The following is an 11067-nucleotide window of genomic DNA, read 5'->3' as shown; positions in this document are numbered from 1 at the left end:
CGACTGTTGCTCCGATTGGAAGCGAACCGCTTAGTAGCGGTAGTGCTCCGGCTTGAACGGGCCTTCCACCGGCACGCCGATGTAATCGGCCTGCTGCTGGCTGAGCTTGGTCAGCTTCACGCCGAGCTTGTCGAGGTGGAGCGCAGCAACCTTCTCGTCGAGGTGCTTGGGCAGCACGTAGACGTCGTTCTTGTAGCTGTCAGCGTTGTTCCACAGTTCCATCTGCGCCAGCACCTGGTTGGTGAAGGAGCAGCTCATCACGAAGCTGGGGTGACCGGTTGCGCAAGCGAGGTTCACCAGGCGACCCTTGGCCAGCACGATGATTTCCTTACCGTCAGGGAACTTCACCAGGTCGGTGCCCGGCTTGAGTTCGGTCCACTCATAGTTGCTGAGCGCGCCGATCTGGATCTCACTGTCGAAGTGACCAATGTTGCAGACGATGCTCATCGGCTTCATCGCCTTCATGTGATCGGCAGTGATCACGTCTTCGTTGCCGGTTGTGGTGACGAAGATGTCGGCGCGGGTCACTGCGTCTTCCAGCGTAGTGACTTCGAAGCCTTCCATCGCGGCCTGCAGGGCGCAGATTGGATCGATTTCGCTTACCAGAACGCGGGCACCGCCATCACGCAGCGATTGTGCCGAACCCTTGCCGACGTCACCGTAACCGGCAACGAAAGCGACCTTACCCGAAAGCATCACGTCGGTTGCACGACGGATCGCGTCGACCAGCGATTCGCGGCAGCCGTAGAGGTTGTCGAACTTCGACTTGGTCACGCTGTCATTCACGTTGATCGCCGGGAAGGGCAGCTTGCCCTGCTTGGCGATGTGGTAGAGGCGGTGAACGCCGGTGGTGGTCTCTTCCGAAACGCCCTTCAGGTTCTTGACCGTCTCGGTCAGGTAGCCCGGCTTTTTGGCGATAAAGGCCTTCAGCGCGCGCTGCATCTCGATTTCTTCGGGATTGGTCGGTTCCGGCATTTCTTCGCCTGCTTCGAGGCGAGCGCCCCAGAGCGCGAACATCGTCGCATCGCCGCCATCGTCCAGGATCAGGTTGGCAGTCTGGCCGTCACCGTTGTCTTCCCAGTCAAAGATGTTGCCGACATAATCCCAGTACTCAGCCAGGCTCTCGCCCTTCACCGCGAACACGGGAATATCCTGAGCGGCGATGGCAGCTGCAGCGTGGTCCTGCGTCGAGAAGATGTTGCAGGTTGCCCAGCGTACTTCCGCACCGAGCTCAACCAGCGTTTCGATCAGAACGGCAGTCTGGATCGTCATGTGCAGCGAACCTGTGATGCGCGCGCCAGCAAGCGGCTTCGATGCACCAAACTCTTCGCGCGTGGCCATCAGGCCCGGCATTTCGGTTTCGGCAATGTTGATTTCGGCACGGCCATAGTCAGCCAGTGCAATGTCTTTGACGATATAGTCGGTGAAAGCGGCGTCTGCCACGGGCACTTCTCCTGTAGATTCGGGTGAAGCGTCGCCGGGGCTCCATGCAACGCCAAATAATGGTGCGCCACATAGGGGGGTAGAGCCGCAGCGTAAACCCCTGCGGAGTTTGACGCTTTCATGGGCACATTTCTTGTGCCGCAGCGTTTGCACCCTATCTGAAGGCGAAAGCCCCCATGGAGGACAAGAAGACTATGACGATTTCTAAAGGCGATACCCTACCCGACGTAGCCGTGGCGAAGGCCACCAGTGAGGGCCCGCAGCAAGTCCAGACGGGTGAGTTCTTTGCTGGCAAGAAGGTCGCGCTGTTCGCAGTGCCCGGCGCCTTTACTCCGACCTGCTCTGCCAAGCACCTTCCCGGCTTTGTCGAAAAGGCGTCTGAATTGAAGGCCAAGGGCGTCGACGAGATCGCCTGCACCAGTGTGAACGATGCTTTCGTCATGGCCGCGTGGAAAGACGCGAACGATGCTGGCGAAGTGACCATGCTGGCGGACGGCAACGGCGATTTCGCCAAGGCTGTCGGTCTGGATGTCGATTTCTCCGGTTACGGAATGGGTAGCCGCTCCAACCGCTATTCGATGATCGTCGATAATGGCGTGGTGACAGAGCTGAACGTGGAAGGTCCGGGCGAATTCGCCGTATCAAGCGCCGACCACATGCTCGGCCAGCTCTGAGGCAAAACATTACCGAACAAAGAAAAGGGCGCCCGTTGCGGCGCCCTTTTTTGTCTACGATCAGTGGCTGATCAATCCACCCATTTTACATCGACGCCGAGGCTATCGATATTGTCGGTGAAGTTGGGGTGTGCGCGGCGGATTGGATCTGCATCGAGGATCGTGCTCTCGCCTTCGATGCTGCTCGCCACCATCAGCATCGCGATGGCGACGCGGATGATATAGGGGCTGGTCACCGTCGCCGGGCGCAGCTTGTCACCACCGAATGTGATCAGTCGGTGCGGATCGCACAGCAGCGTGTGCGCGCCAAACAGGCTCAGCTCGGTGTGCCAGGTCAGGCCGCCTTCGTAGACCTTGTTCCAGAACATCGTCTGACCCTTGGCCTTCACGCCCAGGGCAATGAAGATCGGCAGCAGGTCGGCCGGGATGTAGGGCCACGGCGCGGCTTCGACCTTGGTCGTAATGTGACTGGTGAAGTTCTGCTGCACCACGAGTTCTTCGGGCGCGTTGAGACGTGACCAGCCGTCTTTATGCTCCACATGTGCGCCGAACTTCTCGAACGTGCGATCGATCAGCATGAAATCTTCGGGCTGCGTGTTGCGCACCGAAATGTCGCCACCGGTCACCGCAGCGAGCGCAAGGAAGGTGGCAATCTCGTGGAAGTCCTCGACGAAAGTGTAGTCGACCGGCTTGAACTCATCGCATCCGTCGACGGATACCATCGAGGTGCCCTTGCCGCGAATTGTGGCACCCATCTGTTCGAGGAAGGTGCACATCTCTTGCACATGCGGCTCACACGCGGCGTTGACGATCTGGCTTGTACCGCTCGAGGCAAGCGCGCTGATGATGAAGTTCTCGGTCGTCGTGACAGAGGCATATTCGAGCCACATGCGTGTGCCCTCGCCCTTCCCGCTCTTGCGGAAGACTATGTCCTTGCCTTCGTATGACACCTCGGCCCCGAACGCCTTGAACACCTGCACGTGCGGATCAATCTCGCGTGCGCCCAGTGTGCAACCCTTCACTTCATGCTCCAGCCGCGCTTCGCCGAGACGGGCGAGCAGGCCGGGGATCATCATGATCGATGCACGCATCGCCTGGGGCAGCTTGGCCTTGGCACTGCTCGGGATAGTTGAGTGATCGATGGCAAAGGTTTTGGCATCGTGATCCCACTCGATCGTGCTGCCAAGGTCGGTGAAGAAGGCATGGATGCGCTGCACATCGGTAATGTCCGGCACATTGCGAAGCATGATCGGCGCTTCGCTCAACAATGTGGCACACAGAACCGGAAGCACCGCGTTCTTGTTGGCAGAGGGATCAATCTTGCCTTCGAGCTTCTGGCCGCCCCTCACATATAATGCCGTCATTCTTAGTCCCTTGTCACAGACGCGTTGGCAGCGTCAGGAGTATCCCATCAAAGCCAGCACTTCCTTGCGGCTCTTCATATCTTCGCGGAAGGTGCCCATCACCTTGCTGGTCACCATTCCCACACCCGGAGTACGAACACCGCGCGCGGTCATACAGGCATGGCTCGCTTCGATCACAACTGCAACGCCGCGCGGATTGAGACCATCCCAGATCGCCTGTGCGACCTCTGCCGTCAGCCGTTCCTGGATCTGCAATCGCCGAGCATAGCCGTGCAACACCCGGGCAAGCTTGGAAATGCCCACCACGTGATCGGTCGGCAGATAGGCGATCGCCGCTTTCCCGATGATCGGCGCCATATGGTGTTCACAATGGCTTTGAAAAGGGATGTCCTTCAACAGCACGATCTCATCATAGCCGCCCACTTCTTCAAAGGTTCGGGCCAGGTGGGTAGACGGATCTTCAGCGTAGCCCTGACAATACTCTTTCCAGGCGCGCGCAACGCGCTTTGGCGTATCGAGCAACCCTTCCCGCTCCGGATCATCGCCAGACCAGCGGATCAGCGTGCGGATCGCATCCTGCACATCGTCGGGGACGGGAGGCTTGGGCGGCGGTGACTTTGCCACGGCACCGTTATCATTACTCATAGAAATACCTGTGCTCCCCTGCTCAGAAACTTGCGGGATAGGTCCAATAGGCTGGAAAGGCGGAAATTACCACGCCCTGCTCAAGAGAATGGCGAGACAGGCATTGTGTTCCATCCCGCGCTTTCTCTCGCCCCAGAACCAAAAAAGGGACCGACCCTTCGGGCCAGTCCCTTTTTTGGCGCGCCAGGAAGGATTCGAACCTCCGACCGCCTGATTCGTAGTCAGGTACTCTATCCAGCTGAGCTACTGGCGCGCGGTAGAGGCGGCCACATAAGGGGGCCTGATCAGCTTGGCAAGGGATTAAAACGAAACTCTTGCCAGCAAATCGCGGTCCATCGGCGCGAGTGGCAGCTGGCTTGCCTCTTCATGGGTGAACCAGCCGAACGCCTGCCCGTCGTGCGCCACAGGCTCCGACACTGCCTCGCGGGAGGTGTAAAGAAAAAGGACAATGTGCTTCTCGCCCGTTTCCTCTGCAAAAGATGTTGGCCTTAGCTGGTCTGCGGCAAGCGCGATCCCCAGCTCCTCGCCAATCTCTCGCAGCAGTGCATCCTGCGGAGATTCGCCGGTTTCCACCTTGCCACCGGGGAATTCCCACAGCCCGCCGTGATGCTTGTGATCCGGCCTTTGTTGCAGGAGAATCCGCCCTTCCCCATCGCACAGGGCCAGAGCGACCACCGGCAGCCATGTCGGAATATTTTCCACGTTAACCAATGCTCCCCACTACCCGTTAACTCCTGGATGTAAAATCTCGCTTCATCGCGCTCTTATCTAGGGGACAATCCAGTGCGGACGAAGACATTATTCAACAACCTGCTGCGTGATGAGCAGGGCGCGACAGCCATCGAGTATGGCCTCATCCTCGCATTGATTGCGATTGCCATGATCACTGCGCTGCAGGGCATGGCCACGGCAACGGTCGACATGTGGAACAGTGTCGAGACCAAGGTCGAAGACGCAAGTTCTTCCGCACGATCTTAGGATTTTCTTCAGAAATGCCCCGTAATCAGGGCTGAGCTCAATCAGGGAAACCCGAGAGAGCCGGGTACCGAAGACTTAAACCAGGAGACTACGTAATGACTTTCTTCAAGAACATGATCCGCGACGAGCAGGGTGCAACCGCTATTGAATACGGCCTGATCGCTGCTCTGATCGCCGTTGCTGCTATCACTGCAATGCAGTCGCTCGGCAACGAACTCAGCACGACCTTCAACAACGTGAAGACCGAGCTGACCGAAGCAAACAAGGCTAACATCTAAGCCTTAGCTTCAAAGCGAAAAAGTGGGGCGGCAGGGAAACCTGCCGCCCTTTCTTTTTGCCCGGAGCTGAAAATCGCCTGTCGGATTACCGACACACAAAAAAGGGCCGCTCCAATGGGGCGGCCCTTTTTGTGTTTGGATCAGTGCAGCGTCAGTTCGACCGCACGACAATCTTGTATTGCTGCCCGGGCACCACACGAGCATCTCCGAACAACCCGTTGAGCACACGGAAGCGCGCTTCCTGTCCGTCAGTATAGGCCATCCTACGCGCCAGACTTGCGACAGTGTCGCTGCGCCCGGCGGTCACAATATCGATTCGGCGCGGAACCACACTGCCAGCTTCTTGCGACGAGATCCGCCGCATCGACTGGTAAAGCGAATTAAACGTGCCAGCCTGTCCTGCCGGAGTAATCGACTGGAAGTGATAGGCCTGACCGTTGCCGAAGTCATAGGCGAAAACCGTCACATCGACCTGGCTCTGCCCGTTGTTGACTCGCGCGAAGCCATAAGTCGCCGGAAGGCCGTTCACCGTGGTGCGTTCGATCGTTTGCGGGGCGAGCTGCTGCTGCTCTCCGCCAATCGCGCGGAACACATTGCGCACATAGCTATCCATGTTCCCGTCGTACTGCGCCATCGTAAGCTGCGCACGGCCGCCATTACCATTGATCGACACAGCCCGCGGGCTGTTGACCATGTAGAAGCCCTGCGGCGCGGTGAAGCTGAAGCGCAGGATCGGATGGATAAACTGGCGTCCTTCGATCACGCCCTGCTCGGGATCATCACCGTAGATCATCCCGTCAATGCGGGAGAGGAAGGTGTTGCGGTTGGTCACACCCGTACCGCCACCCGCGAGCTGCACCGCATTTTGCACACGGCTCGCCGGATCGGGGTGGGTCGAGGCCCATTCGGGGATCGTCGCATTCTGCCGCCCCTGCAGCTGCGCATCGAGCTGGTTCTGCGCGGCGAGGCTCTGAAGGAGCGTGGCCATAGAGCGCGGATCGTAACCGGCGCGGTTGAGATACTGGACGCCAAGCGCGTCGGCCTCCAGTTCCTGATTGCGCGAATAGCTGAGCGTCAGCATCTGCGAGCCTTGCAAGGCACCGCGCGAAATCGTGTTGCCGAGCGGGTTATCGCCAAGCAGAATACTCGAGAGAATAGCGATACCTACGCCGCCAAGCTGGTTGCGTTGCGCTGCGGCTTGCCGCCGAGCCGAATGGCGCGCTGCCACATGGCCGACTTCATGACCCAGCACAGCGGCCAGTTCAGCCTCGTTATTCATCAGATTGACGAGCTGGCGCGTTGCATAAACGTAGCCGCCCGGCACCGCGAAAGCGTTGTTCACACTCGAATTGAGCAGCGTCACATCAAATGCACCGGGTGTAGTCGCCAGGCCAGACTGCACAGCAATGTTCTGGCCGACCTGCTCGACATAGCGGGCCTGCGGACCTGTCATCTCGCCGCCAAACTGGGCCACGAATTGCTCGTGATACTGCGCACCCAGCTGCGCTTCCTCAGCGGTAATCGGGGAACCGGGGGCAACGTTGGCGCCGGGGATAGAGGCACATGCCGAAAGCGCGATTGCCCCAATGCTAGCAGAAGCCAACACCTTGAGCTTAGGGTATAGTGATTGCGACATGCGGTCCTCCTCCAACACGATAATTGCGGCGCATCATGACGCCAAATGTCTATGTTCACAAACCGTAGAACAAAAACAATGTTCCCGCCGCCTTGCGGTCAGCAAAAACTTGTAAATTAACGGAGGCTTTGGCCGATCCTGAGGAATCGTTCGTCCCGTTGGCGCCGCAGCTCGGCTGACGAAAAGCCTTCAAGACCCTCCAATTCATCGTCAATCGTGCTCACCAAAGAGGCAATTGCAGCCTGCGGATTTCGCTGTGCGCCGCCCATCGGCTCGGGGACGATACGATCAATCACACCGAGCTCGAGCAGATTCTGCGCGGTTAGCTTCATCGCTTCCGCCGCTTGTGGTGCTTTTTCTGCGGTGCGCCAGAGGATCGATGCACACCCCTCCGGCGAGATGACCGAATAGACGGCATGTTCAAACATCAGCACGCGTTCGGCACTTGCAAGTGCGACAGCTCCGCCAGAGCCGCCCTCACCCACAATGGCAGCGACCATTGGCACGCCAAGCGACAGGCATGCTTCGGTGGAGCGGGCGATGGCTTCTGCCTGCCCACGCTCTTCCGCTTCGATCCCGGGAAACGCGCCCGAGGTATCGACGAGTGTTACAACCGGCAGCGCGAAGCGGTCGGCGAGTTCCATAAGGCGGATCGCCTTGCGATAGCCCTCTGGCTTACCCATGCCGAAATTGTGGTTGATCCGGCTTTCGGTGTCGTGACCCTTCTCATGCCCGATCAGAACGACCTTGCGCCCATTGAGCGTAGCGAGACCGCCCATGATCGCCTGATCATCTCCATAAAGACGATCACCGCCCAGCGGGATGAAGTTGTCGAATCCGTGCGCCACATAATCGCGGAAGTGCGGACGGCCAGGATGCCGGGCGACCTGCGTTTTCTGCCACGGGGAAAGGTTGGAGTAGGTGCTTTCGAGCAGCTTCGCGCTTTTCAGCTCCAGCCGCTGCAGCTCATTGGAAATGTCGATATCGCCATCTTCACCGGCAGCCCCGCGAAGATCGGCGATCTTTGCTTCCAGCTCGGCAACAGGCTTTTCGAATTCGAGGAATGAAACCATGGTGGTCGCGCTAGCCCCCTCTTTGTCCGCCTGCAAGAGGATGTCGCTCGTTTACGAGAGCCACAAGCCGCGCGGAATCGACATGGGTGTAGATTTGCGTGGTCGCGATATCGGCGTGACCAAGCAACGTTTGCAGTACGCGCAGGTCAGCGCCGCCCTCCAGCAAGTGCGTGGCGAAAGCATGGCGCAAAACATGCGGGCTGACCTTGGCAGGATCGATATCGGCCCTCGCCGCCAGTTCCTTCACCATCTGGTAGAGGCGAATCCGACTGATATGGCCCGTACGCGATGGGAAGAGATGCTTGCTGCCATCGGGGCGGACTTCCACCCACCGGGCAATCGCCGACTGGGCGCGCCGGGAGACAGGGACCATGCGCTGCTGCCCGCCCTTCCCGGTAATCGTCAGAAACGGAGCATCGCGCGGCACCGCGCTGACATGGAGTGAAACCAGCTCGCTCGCCCTAAGGCCGGAGCCGTAGAGCAACTCGAACAGCGCCAGCAGGCGGATTGCATTGGGTTTGCCCTCGCCCGCCTCTTTCTCAACCTGCGTGAACATGCGCTCGACCTCGTCGTGCGAGAGCACTTTGGGCAAAGGTCTGCGCGTTTGCGGTCGCGGCAAGGCGGTAGCCGGATCATCCTTGCGCAGCCCCTCGTCGACGCAAAACCCGTAGAACTGCCGTAGCGCGGAAATCTTGCGGGCAACCGTGGACGGAGCAAGGCTCGCCCACTCGCCACTCAACGAAAGCAGGTCATCACGTCCAGCGGCAAGCAGATCGCCAACCGCATCCTCGCTGCCTTCCAGATCGCGTCGATAAGCTGCAAGCGTATTGGGCGCAGCGCCGCGTTCGGCTGCCATCATGGCTAGAAAGCTGTCGATTGCTGTCGACATCCAGCAGCACTCCTATCCGCGCGCGACGGCCTCCGCCGCGATCATCCGCGCCTCGGCAGACAGTCCGACCTGGTTGAGCGAGCGCACGATGAAATAGAGGTGGCGCGGCGTCATCTGTTCCCAGCTCACCCCCTGCATCCCCAGTCCTGCGAGCAGAGCTACCAGCGCCTGATTGCGGTAGACAGAAGCCGCCTCGATCTTGCTGCTCCAGGCACTTTCGCGCGTGTAGTTGATACCCAGCTGGTCGCCAAAATCGGCGAGATCACTCTGGTCGAGCCTGTCGAGCCCGGCGAGACCAGCCACGAGAAAGGCCGATTTGCGCTGCCCGTCGCTCCCGTCATTGTCGATAAAGCTATCGACATCACCTGCATCGACATTGCCGTTGCGCTGTTCCTGAGCCAGCGCGAGCAGACCCCAGGCCTCACTTCCAGAGGGCACTACACCGCCCCACTGCATGGCATTACGATCAAGCCCGGCAGCAAGCATGGATGCGATGAGCCCTGCAGCGTCATCCAGATTTTCCGCGCTCACAGGCACGCGGGCGGCAGCGTAAGCTGTCATGACCTTGCGACCGTAGCTTTCATCGCCTTCCCACAGCTGCCGCATGGCGGCAATTCGTCCCTGGGCACTCGACGCCAAATAGGCTTCGCGCAGCAGTTCCGCATTGGCCTTCTCGTTCTGTTGATAGGCATCGCTTGCCCATAACAGTGCGTTGAGATCGACCATTGCCGCTGCAGAGAGCACGCCACGCGCACCGGCAGTATCGGCTGCGTTTACGCGGTCCAGCAAAGGCGTAGCGGGGATCATCACATCGGAAATGTCATAGTGCTGCGCAGCGTATCCGTCTGGTCGCAATCCATCCGGCAGTTCAACGCCAAGCGCACGCGCCAGCGCAAAGCGCCACGGCGTAAGCTCCTCAGTGCCATCCCATTCGATATTGACCGCCCGGCCACCATCACCGGCAGCCCCGGCATAGCGCTGCGCGAGCCGCACATCGATCTCGGGCGCGACACCGGTGCCAAGCGCACGATCCAGATCACGCTCGGAACTGCGACTTTCGCCAAGGTAAGAAGAACAAATCGCTTGCAGCAATTGCCACTCACCGTCTTCGCGCACATCGCTTTGCAGGCGGGCTACCGGGCAGATGCCGAGAATGTCTCCTGTCGTGAGGTAGGCGTCGAAGGCGGCATCGGTCAGGCCCCGGTTATAGTTGCTGCCATCGACATCCTGCACCAAGGCGCGGGCCACTGCGCTTTCACCCATCGCGTTGAGCGCTTGGGCGCGCAGGGCAGCAAATTGCACCGGATCCATGCCTTGCGGCGCGTCGAGGCGGCTCGCCAGCGCACGGCGCATCAGGATATGGCCCCAGCGTGACACCACAGGACCATCGCTGGCCTCGAGTGCCGCGCGTACGAGAGCGGCGGGTTGGTTGACGAGCGAGGCCGACGCGAAACCGCCTTCGGCGAGGCTCAGAACGCCGATCTCTTCGGTCGCGCGGCGTGCCGCTGCGGGAATATCGAATCTCGGACGCAAGCCGAACAGGTCGTTGACCTGCGAAGCCTCCATCGCCTCTAGCTCTTCCAGCGTAGGGAAATCCGTCGGCAAGGTAACAGGAGCACCACCGCCTCCACCACCGTCGGGAAGCGGCTGCACAACAGGTGTGCCACCCGGCGCAGGCGCAGAAGGTGCTCCGGGCGTCGTCGGACGCGTGCTGGTCGGTGTTGGTGTCGGTGCTTGCGTCGGAGTAGGCGTTGCCTGCGGAGGTGGATCACGGAAAGCAGGCGGAAGCAGATCTTCCGGCCCCACAGCCATTGCCAGCGATGAAGACAGCGCCAATGTCGCGCCGCCCAGCAGCAAACCTAATCGCTTCACGAATTTCTCTCCGGCAATTCCACGGGCTCCACAATCATACGCTGCTCTTCACGCCCACCATCGAACCAGGCGACGCCGAGCACTAGCAGCAGAATAGCAAACATTGTGAGCATGACCATCAGGCGCTTCGACACCTTGCGACACTTCCCGTTCTAACACGTCTTCGCTGCGCGCAACTGCACAGCCGACCTTGCCAGCGCGGTTAGCCTATCTAT

Annotated in this window: 12 protein-coding genes and 1 tRNA gene; 3 read left to right on the top strand and 10 right to left on the bottom strand. The window is 59.7% G+C overall.

What is annotated here, in order from left to right; all coding sequences use genetic code 11:
- Positions 1-30: 30 nt before the first annotated feature.
- Positions 31-1443: an adenosylhomocysteinase gene (gene ahcY / locus OOZ52_RS02190; RefSeq protein WP_446698100.1), complete on the bottom strand. Its 1413-nt coding sequence runs from the start codon at positions 1441-1443 to the stop codon at positions 31-33.
- A gap of 194 nt (positions 1444-1637) precedes the next feature.
- On the opposite strand from ahcY, the gene OOZ52_RS02185 reads away from it, so the two are divergent.
- Positions 1638-2117 carry a peroxiredoxin gene (locus OOZ52_RS02185; protein WP_274696838.1) on the top strand — a complete coding sequence of 160 codons (480 nt, stop codon included), beginning with the start codon at positions 1638-1640 and terminating at the stop codon, positions 2115-2117.
- Between the two features lie 71 nt (positions 2118-2188).
- Here OOZ52_RS02185 and OOZ52_RS02180 read toward each other — a convergent pair whose 3' ends face one another.
- The 4 genes from OOZ52_RS02180 to OOZ52_RS02165 form a co-directional block, all read right to left on the bottom strand.
- A complete protein-coding gene (locus tag OOZ52_RS02180; RefSeq protein WP_274696837.1) occupies positions 2189-3481 on the bottom strand; it encodes a UDP-N-acetylglucosamine 1-carboxyvinyltransferase in 1293 nt (430 codons plus the stop codon).
- Between the two features lie 33 nt (positions 3482-3514).
- Positions 3515-4126 carry a GTP cyclohydrolase I FolE gene (gene folE, locus OOZ52_RS02175; RefSeq protein WP_274696836.1) on the bottom strand — a complete coding sequence of 204 codons (612 nt, stop codon included), beginning with the start codon at positions 4124-4126 and terminating at the stop codon, positions 3515-3517.
- Positions 4127-4302: 176 nt separating this feature from the next.
- Positions 4303-4379, bottom strand: a tRNA-Arg gene (locus OOZ52_RS02170).
- Between the two features lie 47 nt (positions 4380-4426).
- The gene (locus tag OOZ52_RS02165; RefSeq protein WP_274696835.1) at positions 4427-4828 is read right to left on the bottom strand and encodes a (deoxy)nucleoside triphosphate pyrophosphohydrolase; all 402 of its coding nucleotides are present in this window, start codon (positions 4826-4828) and stop codon (positions 4427-4429) included.
- A gap of 81 nt (positions 4829-4909) precedes the next feature.
- Here OOZ52_RS02165 and OOZ52_RS02160 point away from each other — a divergent pair, with 81 nt between their 5' ends.
- Both OOZ52_RS02160 and OOZ52_RS02155 read left to right on the top strand, forming a co-directional pair.
- Entirely contained in the window at positions 4910-5104 is a 195-nt protein-coding gene (locus OOZ52_RS02160) for a Flp family type IVb pilin (RefSeq protein WP_274696834.1), read from the top strand.
- Between the two features lie 95 nt (positions 5105-5199).
- A complete protein-coding gene (locus tag OOZ52_RS02155) occupies positions 5200-5382 on the top strand; it encodes a Flp family type IVb pilin (RefSeq protein ID WP_274696833.1) in 183 nt (60 codons plus the stop codon).
- A gap of 151 nt (positions 5383-5533) precedes the next feature.
- On the opposite strand, the gene OOZ52_RS02150 is transcribed toward OOZ52_RS02155, so the two are convergent.
- The 5 genes from OOZ52_RS02150 to OOZ52_RS02130 all read right to left on the bottom strand — a co-directional run bounded on the left by OOZ52_RS02150 (position 5534) and on the right by OOZ52_RS02130 (position 10986).
- A complete protein-coding gene (locus OOZ52_RS02150) occupies positions 5534-7018 on the bottom strand; it encodes a M48 family metalloprotease (RefSeq protein WP_274696832.1) in 1485 nt (494 codons plus the stop codon).
- 116 nt (positions 7019-7134) lie between these two features.
- A complete protein-coding gene (locus OOZ52_RS02145) occupies positions 7135-8091 on the bottom strand; it encodes an acetyl-CoA carboxylase carboxyltransferase subunit alpha (protein WP_274696831.1) in 957 nt (318 codons plus the stop codon).
- 10 nt (positions 8092-8101) lie between these two features.
- Positions 8102-8980: a tyrosine recombinase gene (locus OOZ52_RS02140; RefSeq protein WP_274696830.1), complete on the bottom strand. Its 879-nt coding sequence runs from the start codon at positions 8978-8980 to the stop codon at positions 8102-8104.
- A gap of 12 nt (positions 8981-8992) precedes the next feature.
- Positions 8993-10852 (bottom strand): hypothetical protein, encoded by a 1860-nt coding sequence (locus tag OOZ52_RS02135; RefSeq protein WP_274696829.1) that lies wholly within the window; start codon positions 10850-10852, stop codon positions 8993-8995.
- On the bottom strand, positions 10849-10986 hold the full coding sequence (locus tag OOZ52_RS02130) for a hypothetical protein (RefSeq protein ID WP_274696828.1): 138 nt from the start codon (positions 10984-10986) through the stop codon (positions 10849-10851). The genes OOZ52_RS02135 and OOZ52_RS02130 overlap by 4 nt, the downstream gene beginning before the upstream one ends.
- Positions 10987-11067: the final 81 nt, after the last annotated feature.

It is taken from the genome of Aurantiacibacter sp. D1-12 (assembly GCF_028858515.1).
In the GTDB taxonomy this organism is placed as follows: domain Bacteria; phylum Pseudomonadota; class Alphaproteobacteria; order Sphingomonadales; family Sphingomonadaceae; genus Alteraurantiacibacter.
The sequence above is the reverse complement of the archived record's forward strand: the minus strand, read 5'-3'. Positions and strand labels throughout refer to the sequence as shown.